The 24,941-nt window shown below is 66.8% G+C and carries 23 protein-coding genes; 9 read left to right on the top strand and 14 right to left on the bottom strand.

Translation table 11 applies throughout. The features are described from left to right. Window positions 1-15 precede the first annotated feature (15 nt). The 5 genes from VZC37_RS22240 to hpnE all read right to left on the bottom strand — a co-directional run bounded on the left by VZC37_RS22240 (window position 16) and on the right by hpnE (window position 8,282). Window positions 16-882 carry an aldo/keto reductase gene (locus tag VZC37_RS22240; RefSeq protein ID WP_330435880.1) on the bottom strand — a complete coding sequence of 289 codons (867 nt, stop codon included), beginning with the start codon at window positions 880-882 and terminating at the stop codon, window positions 16-18. Between the two features lie 114 nt (window positions 883-996). Next, entirely contained in the window at window positions 997-1,884 is an 888-nt protein-coding gene (thpD, locus tag VZC37_RS22235) for an ectoine hydroxylase (protein ID WP_330435878.1), read from the bottom strand. Between the two features lie 290 nt (window positions 1,885-2,174). Next, window positions 2,175-5,561 (bottom strand): protein kinase domain-containing protein, encoded by a 3,387-nt coding sequence (locus tag VZC37_RS22230; RefSeq protein WP_330435876.1) that lies wholly within the window; start codon window positions 5,559-5,561, stop codon window positions 2,175-2,177. 108 nt (window positions 5,562-5,669) lie between these two features. Further along, entirely contained in the window at window positions 5,670-6,902 is a 1,233-nt protein-coding gene (locus VZC37_RS22225) for a glycosyltransferase (RefSeq protein WP_330435875.1), read from the bottom strand. Window positions 6,903-6,932: 30 nt separating this feature from the next. After that, a complete protein-coding gene (hpnE, locus tag VZC37_RS22220; RefSeq protein ID WP_330435873.1) occupies window positions 6,933-8,282 on the bottom strand; it encodes a hydroxysqualene dehydroxylase HpnE in 1,350 nt (449 codons plus the stop codon). A gap of 148 nt (window positions 8,283-8,430) precedes the next feature. On the opposite strand from hpnE, the gene VZC37_RS22215 reads away from it, so the two are divergent. Next, entirely contained in the window at window positions 8,431-9,321 is an 891-nt protein-coding gene (locus VZC37_RS22215) for a helix-turn-helix transcriptional regulator (RefSeq protein WP_330435871.1), read from the top strand. 4 nt (window positions 9,322-9,325) lie between these two features. Here the strand turns inward: VZC37_RS22215 and VZC37_RS22210 are convergent, their stop codons facing one another. After that, on the bottom strand, window positions 9,326-10,285 hold the full coding sequence (locus VZC37_RS22210) for a Gfo/Idh/MocA family protein (protein WP_330435869.1): 960 nt from the start codon (window positions 10,283-10,285) through the stop codon (window positions 9,326-9,328). A 126-nt stretch (window positions 10,286-10,411) separates the two neighbouring features. Here VZC37_RS22210 and VZC37_RS22205 point away from each other — a divergent pair, with 126 nt between their 5' ends. From VZC37_RS22205 to VZC37_RS22185, 5 genes are all read left to right on the top strand, one after another. Beyond that, window positions 10,412-11,056, top strand: coding sequence for a TetR/AcrR family transcriptional regulator (locus tag VZC37_RS22205; RefSeq protein WP_330435867.1), 645 nt, complete (start codon window positions 10,412-10,414; stop codon window positions 11,054-11,056). Window positions 11,057-11,240: 184 nt separating this feature from the next. Continuing rightward, window positions 11,241-12,116 carry a shikimate dehydrogenase gene (locus tag VZC37_RS22200; RefSeq protein WP_330435866.1) on the top strand — a complete coding sequence of 292 codons (876 nt, stop codon included), beginning with the start codon at window positions 11,241-11,243 and terminating at the stop codon, window positions 12,114-12,116. Between the two features lie 40 nt (window positions 12,117-12,156). Further along, window positions 12,157-13,500: an MFS transporter gene (locus VZC37_RS22195; RefSeq protein WP_330435864.1), complete on the top strand. Its 1,344-nt coding sequence runs from the start codon at window positions 12,157-12,159 to the stop codon at window positions 13,498-13,500. A gap of 134 nt (window positions 13,501-13,634) precedes the next feature. Continuing rightward, a complete protein-coding gene (locus VZC37_RS22190; protein WP_330435862.1) occupies window positions 13,635-14,105 on the top strand; it encodes a MarR family winged helix-turn-helix transcriptional regulator in 471 nt (156 codons plus the stop codon). Further along, the gene (locus tag VZC37_RS22185) at window positions 14,102-15,367 is read left to right on the top strand and encodes an MFS transporter (RefSeq protein WP_330435860.1); all 1,266 of its coding nucleotides are present in this window, start codon (window positions 14,102-14,104) and stop codon (window positions 15,365-15,367) included. Before VZC37_RS22190 ends, VZC37_RS22185 begins: the two co-directional genes overlap by 4 nt. On the opposite strand, the gene VZC37_RS22180 is transcribed toward VZC37_RS22185, so the two are convergent. Beyond that, entirely contained in the window at window positions 15,347-15,775 is a 429-nt protein-coding gene (locus tag VZC37_RS22180) for a CBS domain-containing protein (protein ID WP_330435857.1), read from the bottom strand. The genes VZC37_RS22185 and VZC37_RS22180 overlap by 21 nt on opposite strands. 182 nt (window positions 15,776-15,957) lie before the next feature. Between VZC37_RS22180 and VZC37_RS22175 the strand changes: the two genes are divergently transcribed. Together VZC37_RS22175 and VZC37_RS22170 are read left to right on the top strand one after the other, a co-directional pair. Beyond that, window positions 15,958-16,977 carry an aldo/keto reductase gene (locus VZC37_RS22175; RefSeq protein ID WP_330435855.1) on the top strand — a complete coding sequence of 340 codons (1,020 nt, stop codon included), beginning with the start codon at window positions 15,958-15,960 and terminating at the stop codon, window positions 16,975-16,977. Between the two features lie 61 nt (window positions 16,978-17,038). Continuing rightward, window positions 17,039-17,896: an LLM class F420-dependent oxidoreductase gene (locus VZC37_RS22170; RefSeq protein WP_330435852.1), complete on the top strand. Its 858-nt coding sequence runs from the start codon at window positions 17,039-17,041 to the stop codon at window positions 17,894-17,896. A 152-nt stretch (window positions 17,897-18,048) separates the two neighbouring features. Here the strand turns inward: VZC37_RS22170 and VZC37_RS22165 are convergent, their stop codons facing one another. The 4 genes from VZC37_RS22165 to msrB form a co-directional block, all read right to left on the bottom strand. Beyond that, window positions 18,049-19,089: an alcohol dehydrogenase catalytic domain-containing protein gene (locus VZC37_RS22165; RefSeq protein ID WP_330435850.1), complete on the bottom strand. Its 1,041-nt coding sequence runs from the start codon at window positions 19,087-19,089 to the stop codon at window positions 18,049-18,051. Between the two features lie 52 nt (window positions 19,090-19,141). Further along, window positions 19,142-20,026, bottom strand: a complete 885-nt coding sequence (locus VZC37_RS22160) for an aldo/keto reductase (protein ID WP_330435848.1) — start codon at window positions 20,024-20,026, stop codon at window positions 19,142-19,144. 147 nt (window positions 20,027-20,173) lie between these two features. Then, window positions 20,174-20,719 carry a peptide-methionine (S)-S-oxide reductase MsrA gene (gene msrA / locus VZC37_RS22155; RefSeq protein WP_330435845.1) on the bottom strand — a complete coding sequence of 182 codons (546 nt, stop codon included), beginning with the start codon at window positions 20,717-20,719 and terminating at the stop codon, window positions 20,174-20,176. Further along, window positions 20,716-21,210, bottom strand: a complete 495-nt coding sequence (msrB, locus tag VZC37_RS22150; protein ID WP_330435843.1) for a peptide-methionine (R)-S-oxide reductase MsrB — start codon at window positions 21,208-21,210, stop codon at window positions 20,716-20,718. Before msrB ends, msrA begins: the two co-directional genes overlap by 4 nt. Window positions 21,211-21,536: 326 nt before the next feature. Between msrB and VZC37_RS22145 the strand changes: the two genes are divergently transcribed. Beyond that, entirely contained in the window at window positions 21,537-22,478 is a 942-nt protein-coding gene (locus tag VZC37_RS22145) for a serine hydrolase (RefSeq protein WP_330435841.1), read from the top strand. Window positions 22,479-22,501: 23 nt separating this feature from the next. Here VZC37_RS22145 and VZC37_RS22140 read toward each other — a convergent pair whose 3' ends face one another. The 3 genes from VZC37_RS22140 to VZC37_RS22130 form a co-directional block, all read right to left on the bottom strand. Then, window positions 22,502-23,263 (bottom strand): alpha/beta fold hydrolase, encoded by a 762-nt coding sequence (locus tag VZC37_RS22140; protein ID WP_330435839.1) that lies wholly within the window; start codon window positions 23,261-23,263, stop codon window positions 22,502-22,504. Window positions 23,264-23,350: 87 nt separating this feature from the next. Then, window positions 23,351-24,016, bottom strand: a complete 666-nt coding sequence (locus VZC37_RS22135) for a histidine phosphatase family protein (protein WP_330435837.1) — start codon at window positions 24,014-24,016, stop codon at window positions 23,351-23,353. A gap of 66 nt (window positions 24,017-24,082) precedes the next feature. Continuing rightward, complete coding sequence (locus tag VZC37_RS22130) at window positions 24,083-24,925, bottom strand: 3-hydroxyacyl-CoA dehydrogenase family protein (RefSeq protein ID WP_330435835.1); 843 nt, start codon at window positions 24,923-24,925, stop codon at window positions 24,083-24,085. Between the last annotated feature and the right edge of the window lie 16 nt (window positions 24,926-24,941).

The raw sequence follows: 24,941 nt of genomic DNA, 5'->3' as shown, positions 1-24,941 counted from the left end.
GTCTCCATGAGGAGATCAGCCGCTCGTCTCGTTCAGGATGCGGAGGTCGTCGACGGTCAACCGCAGATCCATGGCCGCGACGTTCTCGAGCAGGTGGGTGACGCTCGTCGTGCCCGGCAGCGGTACCACCGGCTGATCATGCCGACGCCCCTGTTCGTGCACCCAGGCCAACGCGGCCTGGCCTGGCGTCACCGAGTGTCGCGTTGCGACCTCGGCCAGCGCCGACCCCAGCGAGCCGCCCGGGGAGCGCCGGAGCAGACCATGCCCGGTCGGCGAGTGCGCAATCAGTGTGATCCCCCTGTGCGCCAACGTCTCCAACATCGTCTCCACACCGCGCGACACCAACGACCATTCCTCTTGAACAGCCGTCACCGGATGGACCTCGTGAGCGCGCACGACATCCTCGGCCGTGACGTTGGACAGGCCGATCGCCCGGATTTTGCCCGCCGCGATGAGACCGGCCATGGCCAAGACCGTCTCTTCGATCGGGGTCTCGTCGCTCCGATGATGCAGGTAGTAGAGGTCGATGGTGTCGACTGCCAGACGTCGCAGACTTCGGTCGCACGACGCGATCACGGTGGCGGCGTCGGCGTGCACGCTCCAGCGCTCGGTTCGCCCCGGGACGTCCCAGCGGATACCGAACTTGGTGCACAGGATGATCTCGTCGCGCCTGCCGGCGATTGCCCGTCCCACCAGTTCCTCGTTGCCATACATCTCGGCTGTGTCGAGCAACGTGATTCCGTTGTCGATCGCGGTGTGCACGACGGTCGTCGGGTCGTGATCCGGATCGCCCGGATCGTCGGCGAGTCTCATGAGACCGAGCCCCTGCCGGGGCGGGTCGATGTCGGACCAGATCGGGGTGGACCAGTGAGAGTCGGGCATGTCAGGAACCTACGACCTCAACAGGACTTGAGGTCAACCCCAGGGGCCCGACACATAAGAGGGGCGGCCGCATGGCCGCCCCTCTCGTGTCAACTCACTGATACTCTCTCGAGCTCACCTGTGTGCCAGGTAGTCCGGACGCGGATTGTCCGCCGCGAACGGTTCACCGATGGCATTCGACTTCGCGTTGAACACCACGAACAGGTTGCTGCGCGGGAACGGCGTGATGTTGCCGGACGACGCGTGCATGCAGTTCGAGTCGAAGTAGAGCGCGGAACCCGCAGGGCCGGTGACCATGTCGATGCCGTGCTCTTCGGCGAGCGCGGTCACGTCGCCCTCTTCCGGCGTGCCGAACGGCGGCCGGTAGGAGGTCAATGACTCGCGGTGATAGTCACCCGGGGTCTCCCCGACGCAGGTCAGGAACTTCTTGTGCGAGCCCGGGATGATCATCAGCGCGCCGTTGTACTCGTAGTTCGGTGTCAGCGCGAGCGACACGCTGAGCGCCCGCGGCTTGGGCATCCCGTCCTCGGCATGCCAGGTCTCGAAGTCCGAGTGCCAGTAGAACGGGCCGCCCGCAAATCCGGGCTTCAGGTTCATCCGGCTCTGGTGGACATAGACCTCGTCGTCGAGGATCTGCTCGGCAACGCCGACAATGTCTCGGCGCGAACAGATCTCGGCGATCACATCGCTGAGCTGATGCACCGCGAAGAGCGAACGTACGTCGCCCGACGACGATTCGCGCACCACCCGCTCGTCGTTGCCGAGCCGGTCGGTGATCACGTCGACCTCGTTCATACAGGTGCGGATGTCGGCGTCGCTCAACACATTTGTCGCGGTGTGGAAGCCACGTGCGTCGTACCCGGCCAACTGGTCGGCCGAGAGCGGTCCACGTCCCGACGTGTCCCCCCAGACGGTCGGATGCGGCCGCGGCTCGATCTGGCCACGCTCGGCCAACCGAGTGCGGTAAACGTCAACTGGTTTCGTTGCTGTTTGAGTTATCACGATCGTCGCTGATCCTTTCCCTCAATCGGCATCTTCGCCGTGTTCTGTTGTCATGTTTCGCTGTTATTACGCGCGCTTGTGCGCAAGGTTTCACACCACACGCATCACCGAGGTTCGCAGACGTGTCCGGCCGGTGCAAGGTCAACCTAAAATGGCGACGACCACTGGCTATGGGCCCAGAATTGCGGATCGGCGCACTGATCTGCGAAGACACGCACCGGGCCATCGGCGACCAGATCATCGGGGACAAAAGAGACATTTGCCACACCGAAGGCTGCGTCTCGCCGGGATCAGGTCCCTGGATCGATCCGGTCCACGAGTGCCGAGAACTCCGCGCCGCCGTCGGCCGGGTAGCGAACCATCCCGGCCCGATCGCAACGGCGAATGAGGTCGCGGGCCACACGTGCGGCGTCGTCGATCCGCCCCGCCGCGAACAGGCATGCGGCCAGCAGTCGTTCAGCACGAAGCTTCGCCCGCTCACGTCCGGTGCCCGACAGGTGGTCCACCCACTCCTGAATCCACCGGCACGCGATGTCACGATTCGCGGCGGCCCGTTCGTTGTCGGTGTCTGCCAGGTCGTCGGCCTCGACGAGCAGGAGCCGGATCGCCGTCGCCGCATCGAGTTGCGCCACGATCGCGTCGCCGCCGAACGTGGGAAATGTCCTGGTGGCGTAGTCGACCCGAGCGACAACAGGTCGCCGTGCGGGCAGCCGCTGCAGCACCTGTTCGGCTTCCACGAACGCCCGCAACCGAGGCGCGTCCAGACGGTACGCGATGTCGGCGGCCTCGTCGAGAAGTGCTGCGGCACCGTCACGATCGCCGTCGTTCACCGCCAGTCGCGCCCCGATGATGAAGCGCGCCTTGATCATGTCGATGACGCCCTCTTCGGCGCCGAGCTTGAAGCTTTCGTCGAGCAGCTTCTTCGACTCGTCGGTTCGCCCCCGCTCGTAGAGCACATCGGCCAGGACCGCACATGCCAGCCGGGCTGCCTGCGACTTGGCGGCCGACCCGGTGACCACCGACACCTTCACGGCATCGCGGAAGCACTCCTCGGCGCGGTCGAGCTCCAGCTGCTCGAAATAGGCGATGCCGTCCAGGGCGTACCCGTACATGACCGCGTACGGCCCGGTGTTCTGCTGGTGGTACGGGCGTGCCCATTCCTGCCATCGATGCGCCGCGTCGAAGTCGAACCGTGTCGTCGCATGCATCGTCTCGATGTTCGCCGCCACCGACGCGACGAACGGCGGCAGCGTCGCCGGGCGGGAGATCGCCTCGGAAATCAGCTCGTCGAGTACCTCGAGCCGATCCGCGGTGGCGTGGATGCACGCCGCGACCACGTTCGCCTCCACCTGGATATCCTCGGCGTCGGGTGGCGCCTTCGCGGCGATCGCGGCCTCGGCACGCCGCCGGGCAACCTCGGCGATCTCGGTGCGATGCAGCAGTACGTTGGCCCAGGCCAACAACAACTGCACGCGCGGACTCGTGACCACGGCGGCCGGCGGCAGCTTGTCCACCAAGCCGAGCAGGGTGGCCATGTGGGCATGCTCGATCAGGCTGCGGCCGTCTTCCTCGACGAGCTCGACGGCCCGATCGGTGTCACCGGCGGCGAGAGCGTGCCCCACCGCCTCGGCGACCATGCCGTGCCCGGCGAACCATCGAGAAGCCCTGCGGTGCAGGTCGATCACCGAATCGGGTTGGTCACGTTCGAGGCGGCGCCGGAGGAACTCGAGGAACAGCGGGTGGAATCGAAACCATTCACCGTCGTGATCGACCCTGCGTAGGAACAGATCTCGGGCCTCGATGTCCTCGAGAAGTGCCTGACCGCGGACTTCACCACTGAGCACGGTCGCCAGACCCGCACAGATCCGTTCCGGTGGCGACACGGTCAGCAGGAAGTGCAGGATCTCGGGTTCGAGGGTCGATAGCACGTTCTCGGCGAGAAAATCGCCGATCGCGTGGTGGCGTCCGGAGATGTGGCTGATGAGTTCGGCGGGCGACTCCGCGCCGCGCAGCGACAGGCACACCAACTGCAGCGCGGCGACCCACCCGTCCGTGGAGTTCCACAGTTCGGTGATCTCGTCACGCCCGAGGTCGAGTCCGGCCACGTCGAGCAGGAACGACCGGGCCTCGTCGGCGTCGAAACACAGTCCGGCGATGTCGATCTCGACCAATTCGTCACGCACACTCATCCGGCTGATGGGCAGTCCGGAGCGGGACCGGCTGGTGATGATCACCTGCAGGTGATGACATCCGCGTTCGAGCAGGAAGTCCATCGCGCCGATCGCAGCGGGGTCGGTCACCCGGTGCCAGTCGTCGACGATGATCGCGATGCGTTCGTGGCGGGCGTGGATCTCGTTGATCAGCGAGGTCAGGACGTATTGTTCGGCCTTCGCGCCGTGTTCCTCGACGACGTCGGCGAGATCACCGACCACAACGGGGTAGGCACGGCGGATCGCCTCCACGAGGTTCGCGAGGAAGCGGGCGAGATCGTTGTCGTCGTCGTCGACGGTCAGCCAGGCCACCGTGACCTCGTCGCGGATCAGTTCTTCGGCCCATTGGGTGGCGACGGTGGTCTTCCCGTAGCCGGCCGGTGCGTGGATCAGCACGAGACGCCGGCGCTCACCCGCTCGTAGCCTCTCCATCAACCGATCTCGCGGCACCTGCGCCCGCGGACGGAGCGGCGGACGGAACTTGGTGGACGGTGTCGGCGGTGCGGTGGTGATCTCGGAACGGATACGACGGTCGCCACCACCGCCGATCGGATCGGCGGTGGTGGCGAGTGGCAGGGCCATCTCGTCGACGGCCAGGCCGAGTTCGCGCTGCACATCGCGGAGGCCGTCACCGAAATCGGCGACCGTCGCGGGACGGTCGTCCGGTTCTCGGGCCATCGCCCACTCGACGGCCCGCGACAGCGACGCCGGTATGCCTGCCTCCCGAAGGTCGGGAACGGGCTGCGCAGCCATCCGGAGGAACTGCGCGACAACCTGTTCGCCGCTGCGACGTTCGAACGCGGCGTGACCGGTCAGTGCGCAGAAGAGCGTTGCGCCCAGCCCGTAGACGTCCGACGCCACCGACGGCGCGGTGCCCGAGAGCAACTCGGGAGCGGTGAACGCCGGCGACCCGGTGACCATGTCGGCATCGGTCTCGAAACCGCCGGAGATCCGGGCGATCCCGAAGTCGGTGAGTTGTGGCTCGCCGTATTCGGTGAGCAGGATGTTGCCGGGCTTGACGTCGCGGTGCAGGGTGCCCGACCGGTGTGCCGTCTCCAGCGCACCGGACACCTTGACACCCAGACGGAGGACGTCGTGCCAGGCCAGCGGCCCGTGTTTGCGGATGCGGGTGTCGAGCGAGTCGTGCGGGTGGAACTGCATCACGATGAATGGGAATCCGCCCGGGGTGGCGCCGACTTCGAGGATGTTGATGATGTTCGGGTGCCCCGACAGCCGACCCATGGCGCGTTGTTCGCGCACGAATCTCTCGAGGTTCTCCTCGTCCAGATGATCGGTGAGGACCTTGACCGCGGCCGTGCGATCCAGGTCGGGCTGGCTACAGCGGTAGACCGCGCCGAAGCCTCCGGACCCGATGAGCACCGCATCGGTGAATCCCGCACTCACGAGTTCTCCGGCGATGTCGGGAACGACATCGCGCTGTGTGGTGTGCGGATCGTACTCGGCCATAGGTGTGCCTCGATCGCGCTGGCGCGCTTGTCGGTGCTTTCCCAGCGTATCGCGGAAGTCGCCGGGATCCGGTCGAATCCGACACCGGTCGACCGCGAGCGGGCCGGGTCAGTTCGCGGCGGCCTCCAGCGCGTCACAGCATCGCGCCACCGCGACGTCGGGTGGGGTCAGCCGCGTCGCGAGCTCCGCCGCCGCACCGATCACCTGGTCGTCGAGCAGCAACCGCAGATCGTCCGTCTCGAGTGACTTCAGTCGTCGGCCCCCGCCGACACCCAGATGTCGGAGGGCGGCCGTCCACATCGGCTGATCTGCGCTGAGCCAGCCGATGACCGCGGGGATACCGGCGCGGGCGACCGCGGATGTGGTGCCGGCGCCGCCGTGGTGGACCGCACCACGGCAATGCGGCAACAGCGCCTCGTGGTCGAGCGCTCCGGCGACGCGCAGTACGGCGTCGCCGCCGGGCACATCGTGGTCGGTGTGCGCGATGACCCGTAATCCGAGCCCCACCAGCGACTCGACGATGTGCTCGAGGCGCTCACGCTCGATCGGCATGCTGCCGAACCCCACGTACACGGGTGCGCCGTCGGCGCCCGCCCACGCGATGGTGTCGTCGGTCGCGGCGCCATGATCACCGTTGAACGCCTTGCGCGTCTGCTCGTCGGGTATCAGCGCCCCGGTGAACGGACGCCGCGCCGGCCACTCGTCGGCGAGACCGGGAAAAACCGCCGCGTCGTATGCCTGTACCTCGGGAGTGCCGGCGACACTGATCCGACGCGGCAGCGGACGACGGGCCGACGGCAATCCGAGACGTCGGCGGAGATCATTGTCGCGCTTGCGCACGGTCAGCCAGTTGACCTGATCGCCGATGAACCACAGCGCACGCCGCGCCCACCGCGGGGTACCGCCGAACACGTCGACCGAGGTGTTCGCCCGGATCGGGCAGTAGTGCAGCGGGACGAACGTCGCGCCGGCGAACTCGGCCACCGTGGCGGCGCGTTCCTGGGCGAGCAAGCCGGTCACCAGCACGTCGGCGTCGTCGGCGAGTTCACGCATGACCTGCTCGGACATCTCCGCCCCGAACGCGGAGATCTCCCCGAGGGCCTTGAGACGCACCGACGGATTCTTGCTCTTGAGGCGTTCCTTCACCAGCGGACTGCGCAGCAGTTCGGAGTTGTCCGGGCACAGCACCTTGGTGGGCAGGCCGGTGCGGCTCACCGCGGGGGCGATGTCCTCCGGAGCGGCGACGGTCACGTCATGGCCGCGTTCGGCCAGCGCACTCGCCACGGCGACCCCCGGCTGGACGTCACCGCGACTGCCATGCATCGCGAAACCGAATCTCATGGATTCCCCCACCTCGTGCTCGGCGGCCCGTCAGACCCGTCCGGCACCTTCCAGGACGATCTCGACCGCGCGTGCCGCACTCTGGCACGCGCCTTCCATGGTGGTGGTCCAGTCGGTACGCGTCCAATCGCCCGCCAGCGCCAGTCCGCGCACCGATGTCCGCTGATCTGGCCGGATACCCGCTGTCCCGGGGCGCTGGGCGAATGTGGATTTCGGCATCCGCACCACGTGGCTGTGCACGATCTCGGCGTCGCGGGCGGCCGGGAAGTACCGGCGCAGCATGTCCATCTGGATGTCGGTGATCTCGGCGTTCGACTTGCCGGTGAGGTCGTAGGCGGCGGACACGGTGGTCGAGTAGAGGTGATGGCGCTGCGGGTCGCGGCCGTGCATCCGCTGGCGGTCCCACACCTGCTCCAGCACCCCCTCGCCACCGAGGAGGATCTCGCCCCAGTCGGCCATGCCGATCGACCGGTCGAGATAGAGGTTGACGCTGACGATCGGGACCGGCGTGAGTTGCTCGACGGCGGCGTAGATCTTCTCGTGCCCGGGCACCTGGTCGAGCAGCCCTTTCACGCTCCACACCGGCACCGCACAGATCACCGCATCGGCCGGGACCCGCTCACCGTCGGTCAGGGTCACCCCGGTGACGGCGCCATCGGCGACGTCGACCGACGCGACGACGGCCCGATGCCGGATGTCGACCCCGTTGTCGGCGAACACCTTCTGCGCGCCGTCGACGAAGAGGGTGTCGAGATCCACACTCGGGTAGCCGATCGAGATCGGGGTCTTCGTCGCGCGGGCCCGGCGCATCCCGGTGACCAGCAGGTCGGCCGGCACCTTCGCCGACGAGATGGTCGGTTTGTCGCCGGTCAGGCCGATCACGATCCCGTCCCACAACGCATCGCGCGCCGACTGCGGCATCCCGATCCGACGGAACCATTCGTCGGCGGTGATGTCGTCGAGCCAATCCGGCTGTCGGAGCGCCTGTCTGATCAACGTCGCCTGCGCGCGGGCGGTTCGCAGCCGATCCAGTCCGGTGACCCCGGGCAGATCACCGATGGCGGCGCGCAGCCCGGCGACACCGGCAAACGACGACCGGCGGGTGTCGCCACCGGGCAGGCGGACTGTCATGTGACCGGGAAAGCGGACGTGTTCGCGGGTGCCCACGCTGTCGAGGTATCGCATGAGGTGCTCGTAGCCGCTGGCGAAGACGTGCTGCCCGTTGTCGGGCACATCGTCGACGGCGGCCACGGGCATCGCGATGGTCCGCCCGCCGAGCGAACCGCGGCGCTCCAACACGGTGACCCGGTGCCCGGCCTCGGTCAGCCATACCGCCGAGGCCAGCCCGGCCAATCCCCCACCCACGACCACGCAATGCATGCGACGACAGTACCGGTCAGCACTGACCGTCGGGTGGTGGCGTTGTCGTCGAACCCTGCCGAGCCTCCCGAAACGGCGAGGGAGCCCCCGGGTTCGGGGTAACGCCAGTACCTCCTCGAACGCCCGTACCGGGCATACCGTGGGAATCATGAGCACCACCGATCTCCGCACCCAGGTCCGCGAGTTCCTCAGCTCGCGCCGCGCGCGTATCACCCCCGAGCAGGCGGGTCTGCCCGTCTACGGCGGCAATCGCCGGGTCAAGGGGTTGCGGCGGGAAGAGGTGGCGATGCTCGCCGGTGTCTCGGTGGACTACTACGTCCGGATGGAACGCGGCAACCTCGGCGGGGCGTCGGACAGCGTCCTCGACGCCCTGGCCAACGCCCTGCACCTCGACGAAGCCGAGCGGGAGCACCTCTATGCGCTCGCGCGGCAATCCCAGTCCGGCAGCCGTCGTCGCACCAAGAGCACGGCGGTGTCGGTGCGCCCGGCCGTTCAGCAGGTCCTCGACGCCATCAGCGGGGCCCCGGCGTGGGTGCGGAACGGGCGCCACGACATCATCGCGATGAACGACCTGGCGCGGGCGCTGTACTCCCCTGTGCTGGCCGACCCGCGCAGACCGGCGAACACGACGCGGTTCGTCTACCTGCATCCGGAGGAGGCCAGGGAGTTCTTCGTCGACTACGACCAGATCGCGAAGGACGCGGCCGCGATGCTCCGGTTGGAGGCGGGCAAGAACCCGAACGACAAGGCCCTCGTCGCGCTGGTCGGTGAACTGTCGACGCGCAGCGAACTGTTCCGGCAGCGGTGGGCATCGCAAGACGTCCGGTTCCACCGCAGCGGCCGTAAACGGTTGCGCCATCCCGCGGTCGGACAGCTCGAACTCGATTTCGAGGGGATGGAGTTACCGTCGGAACCGGGGCTGAACCTCAACATCTACACCGCCGCGGCAGGCACCCCCACCGCCGACGGACTGAAGCTGTTGGCGTCCTGGGCGGCCAGCCAGGAGAAGCAGCTCACCGAACGGCAGGTGCCGGGCTGAGGGCTCAGCCCACCTGCGGCTGACCAATCATCTCGACCACGTCGAGCACACCGGCCGTGCGCTCGTGGTCGACCGTGGGATCGGCTGCGCCACTGATGATCTCGGAGAATCTGCGGATCTCGTGGACCATGTTGTTCGCCGGACCGTCGAAGGCGTGGTCGGTGACCGTGCCGTCGTGTAGCCGGATCTGGGCGGCGGTCGGTTGGGCAACATGGTCGAACGTCAGCGTCCCGAGTTCGCCCTGGATCTCGTCCGGTCGCTGCGATGCGGTTATCTTGGAGTACGAGAGGTCGACGACGAGCCCGTCGTACATCGCCAGTGCACTGCCCGCACCATCTGCCCCACCGGCGATCGGCACCGACGCGCCGACGACCCGCCGCGGTCTGCCGAAGAACTCGACCATGGCCGAGATCGCGTACACACCCAGGTCCATCAACGCACCGCCGGCGAGCGCCGGATCGAAGATGTTGACCCGTTCGCCGGCGAGCACCTTGTCGTAGCGCGCGGACCGCTGACAGTACGAGAAGGAAGCACGTCGCACCGGTCCGAGCGACCCGATCAGATCCTTGATCGCGCGCAGTGCCGGGTCGTGGACATTGCGCATGCCCTCGAGCACGACGACGCCGTGGTCGCGCGCCTGATCGACAAGCGCGGTGAACTCCGCTGTGGTCGGCACCGCCGGTTTCTCCAGCAGGACATGCTTGCCCGCGCGCACCGCCCGCATCGCCTGCTCGGCGTGGATGCCGTTGGGCGAGGCGATGTAGACCGCGTCGATCGTCGACGAGGAGAGCAGGCCGTCGAGATCGTCGGTCGATCCGGCGATCGACGTCTCGGCCGCGAACGTGGCGGCGCGGTCCGCATCGCGCGAATAGACGGTGGTGACGTCGACGTCGTCCACTGCGGATGCGGCGTCCAGGAAGGTGCGGGTGATGGAACTCGTGCCGATCGTGGCCATCCGGATCATGTGGCCATTGTGCCGGTCGAGACGGCATCCCCTACCCGGAATGACCGGCCCGCAATGTACCGATTCGTGAGTCGGACCCGGTATCCGCGTGAACCGATGTCGGATTTGCCAGTAGAGTCAGCCGACGTGGCCGCCAAGCCGAAATCCGAACTCCAGCGCGATGCCGAGCGCACGCGCAGTGAGTTGCTGGCCGTGGCGACCGAGGTGTTCGCCGAGTCGGGCTACTCGGGCGCTCGTGTCGATGTGATCGCCGAACGCACCCGGACGACGAAGCGGATGATCTATTACTACTTCGGCGGCAAGGAGCAGCTCTACCTCGCCGTCCTGGAGAAGGCCTATCGGGGCATCCGCGACGCCGAGCAAAAACTGCAGGTCAATCACAAGAATCCGGTCGAGGCCGTTCGGCGGCTGGCCGAGGTGACCTTCGATCACCACATCGCGCACGACGAGTTCATCCGGCTCGTGTCGATCGAGAACATCCACCGTGGCGAGTTCATCCGGCGACTCGCCGACCTCCCGCAGCTGTCCGCACCCGCGACGTCGCTGCTCGACGAGATCTTGCGCGACGGGCGCGTGACCGGCGTGTTCCGCGATGACGTCAGCGCGCTCGACGTCCACCTGGTGATCAGTTCGTACTGCGTGTTCCAGGTCGCCAACAAGTACACGTTCGGCTACCTCTTCGACGTCGACCTGGCCGACACGTCGCAGCGTGCCCATCTTCGGCACATGATCGGCGACGTCGTCGTCGGCTGGCTCACCAACCGACAGTAGAGCCAGATAGCCGCCAGGCATCAGCGCCAGGTCGCGGCACCGCAGCTCGGCCTCCCTCCGCGGGCACGCACGCTCCGTGCACTCGACCGCGGAGAGCCCGATCACACATTTCCCCTTGACGCGATGCGGACCACAGTGCTCTACTTTTACGAACGTACTAGTTCGTACATTACGGAGATCGAGTATGACCCACCGCACGACCAGCCACCTCGTCGGCCTCATCGGCACCGGCGTCGGGCCTTCCCTGACCCCGGCGATGCACATGGCCGAGGGTCGCGCCCAGGGGCTCGACTACGTCTACCGGCCCATCGACCTCGCCGCACTCGACATCGCACCCGATCGCATCGGTGAGGTTCTGGGCTGGGCGCGGGCACTCGGGTTCGACGCGGTCAACGTCACCCACCCGTGCAAGCAGATCGTGCTGCGCCACCTCGACCGGGTCGACCCCGTCGCGCAGCAGCTGGGCGCCGTGAACACCGTGCTGTTCACCGATGACGGCACCGTCGGACACAACACCGACACCACCGGATTCGCCCACGGATTCACCGAGGGGCTGCCGGACGCCGATCTGGACACCGTCGTGCTCATCGGGGCCGGCGGGGCGGGCACCGCGGTCGCCGATGCGCTGCTGCGACTCGGCTGCCGACACCTGACGGTCGTCGACCTCGACGTCGATCGCGCATCGTCACTCGCACGGGAACTGGCACAGCGCCACCCCGCGGCCCAGGTGGACGCGTCGTCGTTCGACAAGCTCTCGGTCCTCCTGCCCGACAGCGACGGTGTCGTCCACGCCACCCCGACCGGCATGGCCGAGCATCCCGGTGTCGCGTTCGACCCGGCGCTGCTGCACACCGACCTCTGGGTGGCGGACATCGTGTACCGCCCCCTGGACACCGAGCTGCTGCAGGCCGCGCGTGCGGCCGGCTGCCGCACCCTCGACGGTGGGCACATGGCCGTCCATCAGGCCGTCGACGCCTTCGCCCTGATCACCGGGATCACCCCCGATGCCGATCGCATGTCCCGCCATTTCCGCCAGTTGGTCGAAAACCGCGCCCACTGACCTCGACTGCCGAGCAGAATCAGACAAAGGAGTCCCCCCAATGACCTCAACCGCCGTACCCCAACCGGAGTCCGCTCCGGAACGAACGCCGAAACGCGCAGCCCTGGCCAGCTTCATGGGCAGCGCCGTCGAGTACTACGACTTCTTCCTCTTCGGTACCGCGGCCGCGCTGATCTTCCCGCACGTGTTCTTCCCCTCGGACAACGAGGCATCGTTGGTGATGTCGTTTGCGACATTCGGTTTCGCCTACATCGCCCGCCCGGTCGGCGCGGTCATCCTCGGACACTTCGGCGACCGCATCGGCCGGCAACGGGTGCTGATGTTCACCCTCGTGCTGATGGGCCTGTCCACCTTCATCATCGGCTGCCTGCCCAGCTTCGACACCATCGGCTGGCTGGCACCCGTACTACTCGTGCTGTGCCGCCTGATGCAGGGTCTCTCGGCCGCCGGTGAGCAGGCCGGCGCCAGTTCGCTGACCCTGGAGCACTCTCCCGATCACCAACGCGCCTTCTACACGTCATGGACGCTGACCGGCACGCAGGGCGGACTGATCCTCGCCTCGCTCATCATGATTCCGTTTATGGCGCTGCCCGACGAGGCGAAGTACACCTGGGGCTGGCGCGTCCCGTTCTGGCTGTCGGCCGTCGTCGTGGTGGTCGCCTACTTCATCCGCCGTCAGCTGCACGAGACACCGCAGTTCACCGAGGCCAAAGAGGCCGGAACCATCGCGAAGATGCCGCTGGTCCCGCTGATCCGCTACGAGTGGCGCGCCGTGCTGCGGGTGATCCTGTGTGCGTTCATCGCAGCGGTCTCAACGGTTTTCGCCAATCTCGCCCTTGCTTACGGCGAAGAGGTCGGCCTCGACACCGACATCACCCTGTGGCTGGTCGTCGTCGCCAACGTGTTCGCGCTCCTCACCCAGCCGTTCTTCGGCAAGCTCGCCGACCGGATCGGACGCAAGCCCGTGTTCATCTACGGCGCACTGTCGTCGGCGGTCCTGATGCCCTTCTACATGCTGTCGATGTCGGACGGTAATCATCTGCTGACCTTCGTCCTCGCAGTGGCCACCTTCTCCTGTGGCTATGGCGCCGCGAACGCCGTGTGGCCGTCGTTCTACGGTGAGATGTTCTCCACCGAGGTCCGCTTCTCCGGCATGGCGATCGGCACGCAGCTGGGCTTCCTGATGGCTGGTTTCGCCCCGTCGATCGTGACCGCCCTCGGCGGTGTCCGTGAAGGCGGCTGGGTGGTCATCAGCCTGTTCACCGCGGTCGTCTGCCTCATCTCGGCCGGCGCCGCACTGACCGCCCGCGAGACCAAGGACGTGCCGACGGCCGAGCTCGGTGGTCGGGTCGCGCCGGAGCTCAAGGAGTTGGCGCACCAGTAGCTCAGAGATGTCGCCGACTGTCGGAGGGGCCCACAGGGTTCCCTCCGGCAGTCATTGTGCGTGGCCTGCAACGATGCCCGCCGTCGACCGTTAGCAGTTCGAACTTCTTATATGCATGTGCTACACATATATCTGTGCCTGACGCCCCTTCACTCCCCGACACGCTCGACGATGTGCTCACACGCATCCAGCAAGTACGGCAACGCCCCAGCTGGCGTCGCCGCGTTCTCGCCGGGGGCGACGGCACCACCTCGATCTCCACGGTGCGTGCGCTGCGGGCCGTAGAGCAGCGCCAGGGCGCCGGCGCGGGCGCGTCGGTCAGCGACGTCGCCGACCACATGGCGGTCGAGCATTCGACGGCCAGTCGTACCGTCGCTGCTCTGGTGTCCGCCGGCCTCATGGCCAAGTCTCCGTCGGTATCCGATCAACGGCGCTGCGATCTGACCCTGACGGATGCCGGCCGCGATGAGTTGGCACGGATCACCGAGCGACGGCATCAGATGATCGCCGACACCGTCGCGCATTGGTCGGATGACGATCTGGGAACGCTGATCTCGCTGCTCGAGCGACTCGGCGACGATCTCGAGCGGGCCGCTTCCATATGACCGCTGCGACGCGAACTCGTCCGGGAATCTCACCACGCGGCCCCCTTCCGCTGCTGGTGGATCGCCTGTTCGGCACCCTGTTCTGGGGAAAGATGTTGTCGGTCATCGGCGTCTGGACACACAGTCTTGTCGCCGCGCTGGTGATCTTCGATGCCACCGGATCCGCTCTCATGGTCGGGTTGGTCGGTGTCGTTCAGTTCGGGCCGCAGCTGATCCTGAGCCCGACAAGCGGCAAGTGGGCCGACCGCGGCAACCCGGCACGTCAGGTGATCATCGGAAGAGTGTTGTGCGCCATCGGTTCCGGAACGATCGCGGTGCTGCTGGCAGTCCTGCACGATGCCGGACCGAGTACGGTGACCGCCGTCGTTCTCATCGGTTCGTTCGTCGTGGGGATCGGATTCGTCGTCGGCGGTCCGGCCATGCAGTCAATTGTTCCGAGCCTGATCCGAACCGGCGAACTGCCCACCGCGATGGCGCTGAACTCCGTGCCGATGACCATCGGCCGCATCGTCGGTCCGATCACCGGTGCGTTCATCGCGGCGCACGTCGGACCCGCGTGGGCCTTCGGCGTGAGTGCGGCACTGAGCCTCGCTTTCGCCGTGATGCTGGCAGTGGTGCGGTTTCCGCGCCCGGCACCGCGGAAGGCCGGCCAGGACTTCCGCGTGCGAGTGGCGCTTCGCCACGTGTGGCAGGACCGTCCGCTGTTGTTCGCCCTCATCGCGGTCGCGACGGTCGGCTTCGCGTCCGATCCGGCGATCACGCTCGCGCCGTCGATGGCCGAGGAGGTCGGTGGTGGGGCCCAACTCGTCGGGCAACTGTCCGCGGCGTTCGGCGTCGGGGCGGCGATCTCCCTCGCACTCCTCGCCGCGCTGCGGGGTCGACCGAGTGCACCGACGACTGCCTCGATCGGTCTGTGCGCGCTCGCCCTCGGCAACGGACTGCTCGCGGTGAGTACGAATGTCGGACTGGCCATGATCGGATTCGCCATCGCCGGATGCGGTTTCGGTGTCGCGATGACCGGGCTCAGCACAGTGGTTCAGCAACGCGCACCGGAGGCGCTGCGTGGCCGCATCATGGCGTTGTGGATGGTCGGTTTCGTCGGATCCCGACCGCTCGCGGCCGCACTGCTCGGCGGCAGCGCCGACCTCTTCTCCGCGCACTTCGCCTTTGCGCTCGGCGCCGGCGTCGTGGTGGTCACCGCGTTCGTCTGCCGGCCGAAGGCGCTGTCACACCCGCGAGGCTCAGCCTTGAACGATGTATGACTCGAGTTGTTGGCGGTCCTCTTCGAGCTGGGTGATACGGCTCTTCACCACGTCACCGATACTGACGATGCCTGCGAGTCGCCCGTCATCGAGGACCGGGATGTGGCGGATCCGCCGTTCGGTCATCGTCTCGGCCAGTGAGTCGACCGTGTCCTGGGGGTCGCAGAATTGCACGGTTGTGGTCATGATGTCACCCGCCGACGCATCGAGTAGCGCGGCACCGCGGCTGCGCAGACCGCGCATCACGTCGCGCTCGGAGACGATGCCGACGGCGCGGTCCGCGTCGGTCACCACGACGGCGCCGATGTTCCGGTCGTGCATCAATGCGATCAGGTCGGGCATCGACGTATCGGGGCCGACTGATGCGACATCGGAACCCTTGTGTCGCAGAATGTCCGAGATTCTCATCGGTACCTCGATCCGATCAGGACCGGTCACCGGCGACCGGTCACGTCACTGACCAGGGTAAACGCCGACAGCCGACGAGGGAAGCGCCAGGCATTCTCATCCCGGTAATGACAGCCCCTCCCTGAGAGGTCCCGCCGAGCCTAGCGTCGGAGAGGTAGCCATTCGACGAGAGAAGGTCACACATGCAGTACCGTCCGCTCGGCCGTACCGGTGTCAAGGTCAGCCCACTGTGCCTGGGAGCGATGATGTTCGGGCCCTGGGGCAACGACGACAAGCAGGACTCGATCCGGATCATCCACGCGGCGCTGGACGCCGGCATCAACTTCGTCGACACCGCGGACTTCTACTCCGCGGGAGGCTCTGAGGAGATCGTCGGCGAGGCGCTCCGAGGCCGGCGCGACGACGTGTTCCTGGCGTCGAAGTTCTTCATGCCGATGGGTGACGATCCCAATCAGGGCGGCAGTTCACGCCGCTGGATCATGCGAGCGGTGGAGGATTCACTGCGTCGGCTGAACACCGATCACATCGACCTGTACCAGGTCCACCGGCCGAGTCCGGACACCGACATCGAGGAGACCCTCGGCGCCCTGACCGACCTGGTCACGCAGGGCAAGGTCCGCTACATCGGGTCGTCGTCGTTCTCCGGCTCGCAGATCGTCGAGGCCCAGTGGGCGGCCAAGGAGAATCACTTCGCGCGGTTCGTCACCGAGCAGCCCCCCTATTCGATTCTCGTCCGCGGAATCGAGGAGGACGTCCTCCCCGCTGTTCGGCGCCACGGCATGGGCACCCTCACCTACAGCCCGCTCACCGGCGGCTGGTTGTCGGGGCGGTGGCGTAAGGATGCGGCATCCACCCCGGCCTCGAGCGCTCGTCCGAGTGCCCGGTTCGACATGTCCACTCCGGCCAACCAGCGCAAACTCGACATCGTCGAGGAGCTGGCGCTGCTGGCGGAGAAGAACGACATGGCGCTGATCGACCTGGCGATCGCCTTCGTGATCAATCATCCCGGTGTCACTTCGGCAATCGTGGGGCCGCGCACCATGGAACAGCTCGAGTCGTATCTGCCGGCCACCGAGATCACACTCTCGGCGGAGGTCCTCGATCGCATCGACGGGCTCGTCGCGCCCGGGGTAACGGTCAACCCCGAGGACAACAGCTACGGCGCGCACGCGCTGACGCCCGGCGCTCGACGACGGACCTGAAGCCAGTTCCGGTACTGACAGAACCTCCCTCGCGCGGAATCAGCGCCGTAGCGTGGGAAACATGGAACTCGCTTTGCACATCGCTGATTTCACCTGGACCGGCGGCGCCCCCGAACTCGGGTCCGCTCTGCGCAAGCACGTTCGCGACGCGGAGGCGATCGGGGTGCGCCGGATCAGCGTGATGGACCATTTCTGGCAGATCCGACCCGTTGGTCCCGTCGAGAACGACATGCTCGAGGCCTACTCGGCCCTCGGTTTCATCGCCGCCCACACCGAACACTCCTTGCTGCACACCCTCGTCACGGGTGTCACGTACCGCGAACCCGCGCTCCTGGCCAAGGCGGTGACGACGCTGAACGTGTTGTCCGGCGGCAGGGCCGGCCTCGGTATCGGGGCTGCGTGGAACGACGAGGAATCCGAGGGTCTCGGTTTCGACTTCCCGCCGACCGCCGAGCGCTTCGAACGCCTCGAGGAGACGGTGCAGATCTGCCGGCAGATGTGGTCGGGTTCGGAGGAACCGTTCGACGGCAAGCACTATCACCTGACCCGCACACTCAATTCGCCTCAGGCGCTGAGCACTCCGAGCCCGTATCTGATGATCGGCGGTTCCGGCGAGAAGAAGACGCTGCGCCTCGTGGCGCAGTACGCCGATGCGTGCAACATCTTCGCCGGGCCGGACGCCGCCCACAAGCTCGAGGTGCTGCGCGGCCACTGCGACGATGTCGGCCGCGACTACGCCGAGATCGACAAGACCACCATCTTCCCCATCGACCCGAGCACCACCGTCGACGATGTCGTCGCGAAGGCCAACGAGATGGCCGGCCTGGGCTTCACCGCCGCCTACGTCTTCGCCACCGGCATCACGGAACCCGAGAAGATCATCGAGCTGTTCGCCGCTGCGATGCCCCGACTCGACTGAGCTGTACGCGGGCTGTCGCCGGTCACGCGAGCCCACTCGGGTCACGCGGGCCGCCGACGAACCGCGGGACCCGAACCCACCCGCGGCTCCCAGGACGACCCGCGTTCCCGGAGCGACCCGCGCCGGACTTCGTCGTTGACAGCGATGTGGCGTTACGGCTTCAGCAGAACCTTCAGCGCCTCCCGCGAATCCATCTTCGCGTAGGCGTCGGCGACCTGGTCGAGCGCGACGCTCTGGTCGAACACCTTGCCCGGTTTGATCTTTCCCTCCAGCACCAGCGGGATGGCGTCGTCGATGTACGCGCGCACCGGCGCCGGACCGCCGGTGACCGCGGCGTTCTTTCCGAAGATGGAACCGAAACCGACTGGCGCCTTCTCGTATTGGGGCACGCCCACCCGGGAGATGATGCCGCCCGGACGGATGACGCCGTACGCCTGCTCGTAGGCCGGCATGTGACCGACTGCTTCGATGACGACGTGGCTGCCCTCACCGTTGGTCAGATCCATCACCTTGGCCACGCCCTCATCGCCGCGCTCGGCGACGACGTCGGTGGCACCGAACTCTTTTCCGAGATCGGTGCGATCGGTGTGTCGCCCCATCAGGATGATCTGCTCGGCGCCGAGTTCGCGGGAGGCCAGCACGGCCGAAAGTCCCACCGCGCCATCACCGATGACGGTGACGGTCGTGCCCTTCTCGACACGACCCATGTGGGCGCCGTGATAGCCGGTGAGATAGACGTCGGACAGCGTGAGCAGGCTCGGGATGAGGTCACTGTGTTCGTTGACGTCGGGCACCGGCACCAGGCTGCCCTCGGCGAACGGCACCCGGACATACTCCGCTTGCGCGCCGGGAACGTCCGACGTTCCGTAGAACCCGCCGTTGACGCAGGCGGTTTGGAACCCATCCCGGCAGAACACACAGGTGTTGTCCTGGAAGGAGAAGGTACCGATGACCAGCGTTCCGTTGGCCAGTGACGAGACCTCTGTCCCGGTCTCCTCGATGACGCCGATGAACTCATGCCCCATCGGCACGCCGTCCGCGGTGCCATCCATCGAGTGATAGGGGTGCAGGTCCGACCCGCACACGCAGGTCTGGACCACCCGCACGATGGCGTCGGTGGGCTGGTGGAGTTTGGGATCGGCGACGTTCTCGACTCGAACGTCTCCGGGGCCGTACATCAGGGTTGCTTTCATCGCGTCTCTTCCAGGTCTATCGATTCAACAAGGGGGCCAACAGGAATGGCCGTCATGCTTCCGGGATGTCCAGGCCGAAGTTCTCGCGGGTGATCTGCTCCGGCTCGGGGCCACCGCGCACGCCGGTGTCGAGTGCATCGATCTCGGCGATTTCGGCATCGGTCAGCTCGAAGTCGAAGATGTCGAAGTTCTCCGCGATCCTGGCCGGCGTCACCGACTTCGGGATCGCCTGGCGCCCCTGCTGCAGGTGCCACCGCAGCATGACCTGTGCTGCGGTCTTCCCGTGGGCAGCGGCGATGGTGCCGATGACCTGATCGTCGAGAGTGGAACCGGCCGACCCGTCGCGATAGAAGGTGATCCCACCGATCGGCGACCACGCCTGGGACAGCACACCGTGCTCAGTGTCGGTGGCGAGAACGTCACGCTGCTGGAAGTACGGGTGCACCTCGACCTGGTTGATCGCCGGCACGATTGAGGTCGCTTCCAGCAGCCGCGACAGGTGATCGGGCATGAAGTTGCTGACGCCGATCGCCCGGACGCGGCCGTCGGAGTAGAGCTTCTCGAGCGCGCGGTATGCGTCGATGGTCAGCTCGAACTCACCGGGCAGCGCCTGATGGAGGATCAGCAGGTCGATCTGCTCCACACCCAGTTTGCCTGCGCTCTTGTCGAATGCGTGCAGCGTCTGGTCATAGCCGTAGTCGGTGATCCAGATCTTGGTTTCGAGGAACACCTCGGACCGGTCGATTCCCGACTGCGCGATCGCGTCGCCGACGCCTCGCTCGTTCAGGTAGGCGGCGGCCGTGTCGATGTGGCGGTACCCGACATCGAGTGCGGTCCGAACAGCGGTTGCTGTCTCGTCGGGCGGCGTCTGATACACCCCGAACCCGAGTGCGGGGATCTCGACGCCGTTGTTCAAGGTCAATGTGGGAACACTCATGGCTCCCACGCTATGAGTGTCCCGGCCGGTGCGGGAGGGTTCGTCGTGCCAGGTACCGGCAGTACCTGTTTCGTGCGCGACGCTCGACGCCGTGAGGCGACGGTGCCCATCGCACCCGGTGAGGCTCGATGGGGCACCGCCACGATGTCAGGCCTCGGCGTCCTGCCGCTTCGGCAGCACCCAACCCGCACGCGGGAAGTGGCAGGTGTAGCCGTTCGGATACCGCAGCAGGTAGTCCTGGTGCTCCGGTTCGGCCTGCCAGAACGGGGCACTCGGCTCGATCGTCGTGACGGCCTTACCGGGCCAGAGCCCGGAGGCGTCGACGTCGGCGATCGTGTCCCGTGCGACCTGCTCCTGCTCGGGGGTCAGCGGGAATATCGCCGATCGGTAGCTCGAGCCGACATCGTTGCCCTGGCGATCCCGGGTGGTCGGGTCGTGGATCTGGAAGAAGAACGCCAGGATGTCCCGATACGAGGTCTGCGTCGGGTCGAAGACGATCTCGACGGCTTCGGCGTGCCCGGGATGGTTGCGGTAGGTGGCGTGCTCGTTGCTGCCGCCGGTGTAGCCGACGCGGGTGTCGAGCACTCCCGGCTGGCGGCGGATGAGGTCTTCCACACCCCAGAAGCAGCCGCCCGCCAGGACGGCCGTCTCGGTTCCGGGTCGGCGGGTGATCTGTCCGGTGTCGGTGGTCACGATGCGTTCTCCTCACTGTTGTCGGGGGTGTCGGTGTCGTCAGGGGTTCCCTCGAAGAGGCTGCGGTAATCGCCGTAGCCCTGCGACTCGAGTTCGGTGACCGGGATGAACCGCAGTGCCGCGGAGTTCATGCAGTACCGCTGGCCGCCGGCATCACGCGGCCCGTCGCCGAAGACGTGGCCCAGATGGCTGTCCGCGCCGGCCGAGCGCACCTCGGTGCGGCGCATCCACAGGGTCCGGTCGGTCTTCGTGGTGACCGCCTCGGGGTCGATGGGTTGGGTGAAACTGGGCCACCCGGTCCCGCTGTCGTACTTGTCGGTCGACGAGAACAGCGGCTGACCAGAGACGACGTCGACGTAGATGCCCGGCTCGTGGTTGTCCCAGTATTCGTTGCGGAAGGCCGGTTCGGTGTCATCCTGCTGCGTGACGCGGTACTGGGCGTCGGACAGGGCGCGGACGGCCTCGTCGGTCTTGCGGTATTCGGTGCTCACAAATCCTCCTTCGGCGCCGCTGGCTGCGGCGTCACCATGCACAACAACGACGGTGCGCGATTTGGTCCCGACGCCACCCCCGATCCCTGAGGTGCGAGGAGCGCTAGCGACGAGCCACGAAGGGCAGGGAACGGGAGGAACCCGCGCCACCTGCCCGAAACATGATCGATACCCACTCCACACCGGAAAACTGGAACTCTGGACCGCTTTGCGGTGTTGACCGATATGAGTGGGTTGCACGCTCTGACCGCTGCGCCGGATCGGACCGCCGCCCCACTGCGAGGTCCCGGCAGTCGACGCGAGTGGTGAACAGAGGCGGCGAGAAGATGGCACAGCGAAGCGCGCGACGCGTCACGCGACTACGGCTGCTGTACTCACTCGGCACCACGTTGACGGTCAGTGTCCTGGCGGCTGTTCTCGTCGCACTGCCGACCACCGACCCCGAGTCCACGGCAACCAGATCATTCCCGGAGGCACCGCCCGCCACACTCGCGCAGTCCGCGCTCACGGCGGCGGAGTCCGCGGCAGCGACCGGCGGCGTCGACGCCCGCATCGCGATCCTCGACCGCCGCAACGACCATCTCGCGACCACCGACTCCGCCACCACACCGACACTGTCCGCATCACTGGTCAAGCTCGTCGTCGTGGTGGACATCCTGGATCGCCGGCGCGAGGAAGGCCTTGCGATCGGCGCCCGCGACGTACAGCTGATCACTCGAGCGCTGAGTGTCAGCGACGATCAGGCGATGAACGAACTGTGGACGCGGTTCGACGGCATGGGCGCCATCGGACGCGTCGCAGGGCGCCTCGGCCTCGAGGGCATCGCACCGCCACCCGACGTCGACTACTGGGGGCAGGCGACCATCACGGCGTCGTCCACCGCGACTCTCCTCGACTACGTTCTCGAGATGCCCCCGCCGGACCGCGACCTCGTAATCGCCGCACTCGCGAGCGCACCACCCGTGGCCGCGGACGGCTTCGCGCAGGACTTCGGACTACTCGCTCCCGGACTCACCGATGCCGTTGCCGCCAAGCAGGGTTGGATGTGCTGCGTCGATGACAGCGCTCAACTGCACAGCGCCGGCGTCATCGGCCCGCACGGCCGGTTCGTCGTCGTGGTTCTGGGTCGGCTCGACCCGACCGCCGACTGGGAGCCCGCGCGCAATCAGGTGAGCCATATCGCCTCTGCCGCAGGGCAGGTACTGCTCGCCGACGATTCGCCGCGCCTGGACTGGCTACCTGCAGTCCATCTCGCCGCCGCGGCGTGACCGAGATCGGGTCACACTGCACCTCAGTCCTGCAGGAACTGCACCAGCACACTGTTGACGGTCTGCGGCACCTCGATCGGAATGAGGTGCGACCCGGGGATGACACACAACCGGGCACCGGTGATCGCGGCGGCCACGTTGACACTGTGATCGAGGGTCACCTCGTCGCGATCGCCCTGCATGACCAAGGTCGGCGCGGAGATCGCCGACAGGTCGGCCAGATCGATCTCGGGCTCCGACCTGATCATCGCCATGGTCTTGTCCCAGACGATCGGAAAGTGGTCTGCCCCGTCGGGTGACTCCGAGGCATATTCTGCTGCAAAGAAATCCACCGTGTCCTGGTCCGCGGTCTCGAGAGCGTCGAGCATGCCGCCGGTGGCACGACCATAACTGTTGAAGTACTGGCCGATGAGGACCAGGTGACCGACGAGGTCGGGCCGACGAAGCGCGACCAGGACGGCGACCACCGCCCCATCACTCCAGCCGATCAGTTCCGCCGGACCACCCACGACCTCGTCGAGGTAGGTGATGGTCTCGTCGGCCATGTCTGCGTAGTGGAACTCGGCGGTCACGTCCGGGCTGTGCCCGTGGCCATGACGTTCCGGACAGAACACCCGCCACCCCGCCTCTACGAGTGCCGGCACCTGACCACCCCACGACGACGCACCGGAGAACGCGCCGTGTAACAGCACGACGGGTCGGCCATCGCCGTCGATCTCATGCCAGATCCGGGTGTTCGGTTCGGGATGGCTGATGGTGGTGTATTCACGCACGCTGGGGGACACGAGATCACGGTACTCCGACACCGGGGCCGACGAGTTGCGGTGATGCAAACCTTCTGGGGTTCCACCATGCCCGACCGGATCAAGTCGTCACCGGTATGTCGCGAAGCCCACGCCGCCGGACTCGAGATACGAGTGCTCGTTCATCGAGACTGCCGAGACACCCGACCGCCCGACGATGAGCTTTGACGTCGACGCATTGACCATGGTGCGCGACAGCCGAATCCAGCCACCTGCCGCGATGCCCAGGACCTGTGCGAGGACCTGGGAGATCGTTCCGGACGAGGAGACCACGACGACCGACGATCCCGACCCGGCCAGACTCTGCGCCGCGTCAAGAGCATCAGCGCATCTGCGCGTGTAAGCACTGTAGGGTTCGGCAACACCGACCGCGCCACCGGTCACCCATTGGTCGAGAGCGGAATCGACCACCCGCTGTAGATCCGCGCCGCTGCGGGTGACCGCATCGTCGCCGACCAGGCCGCGCATGTCGTACTCGTTCCACCGTGCGTCTTCGGTCATCTGCGGTGCGGCGCCGGCGGCGGACAGCACGATGTCCAGTGTCTCCTGCTGACGCGCAAGGTCTCCCGCGATCGCGTGCCGGATGGTTCCTCCGCGTTCGCCCAGAGCTCTTCCGGCCAGCCTCGCCTGTTCGCGGCCCAGCTCGGTCAATCCGCCGACACCGGATGTGCGGCTTCCCGGCCCGTAGGCCTCGACGTTGGCCTGGGCATGGCGCACCAGGTACAGAACACCCAAGTGAAACTCGCTTCCCGCGTGCCGAAGTGGTGGGTCACCAGTATCACAGAGGGCGGATGCGGGACCTCACCAGGAGTAGAAGCCCCGGCCGGTCTTGCGGCCGAGGTGTCCTGCGTCGACCAGTTCACGCAGGATCGCTGGTGGTTCGAAACGGGGGCCGACCTCGCGCGCGAGGTGTTCTGCGATCGCGAGCCGCACGTCGAGACCGACGATGTCGGTGGTACGCAACGGTCCCATCGGGTGCTTGTAGCCGAGGGTCATCGCGGTGTCGATGTCGGCCGCGGTCGCCACGCCATCCTCGAGCATGCGCATCGCCTCGAGTGCGATCGCCACGCCCAGCCGAGAGGAGGCGAATCCGGGCGAGTCGGTGACGGTGATCGCGGTCTTGCCGAGGTCGGCGACCCAGCGCTGCGCGTCGCGGACGACCTCCTGGGTGGTCTTGGCACCGACGACGATCTCGACGAGTTCACTGGCCGGGACCGGGTTGAAGAAGTGCAGACCGAGAAAGTTCTCCGGCCGTGCCAATCCGGAGGCGAGCCCGTCGACGGACAGGGAGCTGGTATTGGTCGCCAGCACGGCCTGCGGTGCCACGGATTCGATACGCGACAGCACCTTCGACTTCAGTTCGCTGATCTCGGGAACTGCTTCGATGACCAGCCCACACGTGGCCAGCGCATCGGTGTCGGCGGTCGTGGTGAGTCGCGTCCGGACGGCGTCGACCGGCTCGGTGAGCAACCCACGCTCATCCGCCTTGGCGAGGCTCGCCGACACTCGTTCTCCCGCAGCGCGCGCCGTGTCGTCGTCGGTTTCGATCACGACGACGGAGGTACCGGCGAGAAGCATCGCGTGCGCGATTCCGGCACCCATTCGGCCGCCGCCGTACACGCCGACTTCCTTCGGCAGAGTCATCGTTCTCCCTTTCTCT

Origin of the sequence: Gordonia sesuvii (assembly GCF_036350415.1) — a bacterium.
GTDB lineage: Bacteria > Actinomycetota > Actinomycetes > Mycobacteriales > Mycobacteriaceae > Gordonia > Gordonia sesuvii.
This window is presented reverse-complemented; position numbering and strand designations above follow the sequence as displayed.

Coding starts and splice junctions, on each gene's coding strand:
- VZC37_RS22240 (WP_330435880.1), bottom strand. CDS start 882: ATGCCCGACTCTCACTGGTCCACCCCGATCTGGTCCGACATCGACCCG.
- VZC37_RS22230 (WP_330435876.1), bottom strand. CDS start 5,561: ATGGCCGAGTACGATCCGCACACCACACAGCGCGATGTCGTTCCCGAC.
- VZC37_RS22225 (WP_330435875.1), bottom strand. CDS start 6,902: ATGAGATTCGGTTTCGCGATGCATGGCAGTCGCGGTGACGTCCAGCCG.
- hpnE (WP_330435873.1), bottom strand. CDS start 8,282: ATGCATTGCGTGGTCGTGGGTGGGGGATTGGCCGGGCTGGCCTCGGCG.
- VZC37_RS22215 (WP_330435871.1), top strand. CDS start 8,431: ATGAGCACCACCGATCTCCGCACCCAGGTCCGCGAGTTCCTCAGCTCG.
- VZC37_RS22210 (WP_330435869.1), bottom strand. CDS start 10,285: ATGATCCGGATGGCCACGATCGGCACGAGTTCCATCACCCGCACCTTC.
- VZC37_RS22200 (WP_330435866.1), top strand. CDS start 11,241: ATGACCCACCGCACGACCAGCCACCTCGTCGGCCTCATCGGCACCGGC.
- VZC37_RS22195 (WP_330435864.1), top strand. CDS start 12,157: ATGACCTCAACCGCCGTACCCCAACCGGAGTCCGCTCCGGAACGAACG.
- VZC37_RS22185 (WP_330435860.1), top strand. CDS start 14,102: ATGACCGCTGCGACGCGAACTCGTCCGGGAATCTCACCACGCGGCCCC.
- VZC37_RS22180 (WP_330435857.1), bottom strand. CDS start 15,775: ATGAGAATCTCGGACATTCTGCGACACAAGGGTTCCGATGTCGCATCA.
- VZC37_RS22175 (WP_330435855.1), top strand. CDS start 15,958: ATGCAGTACCGTCCGCTCGGCCGTACCGGTGTCAAGGTCAGCCCACTG.
- VZC37_RS22170 (WP_330435852.1), top strand. CDS start 17,039: ATGGAACTCGCTTTGCACATCGCTGATTTCACCTGGACCGGCGGCGCC.
- VZC37_RS22165 (WP_330435850.1), bottom strand. CDS start 19,089: ATGAAAGCAACCCTGATGTACGGCCCCGGAGACGTTCGAGTCGAGAAC.
- VZC37_RS22160 (WP_330435848.1), bottom strand. CDS start 20,026: ATGAGTGTTCCCACATTGACCTTGAACAACGGCGTCGAGATCCCCGCA.
- VZC37_RS22145 (WP_330435841.1), top strand. CDS start 21,537: ATGGCACAGCGAAGCGCGCGACGCGTCACGCGACTACGGCTGCTGTAC.
- VZC37_RS22130 (WP_330435835.1), bottom strand. CDS start 24,925: ATGACTCTGCCGAAGGAAGTCGGCGTGTACGGCGGCGGCCGAATGGGT.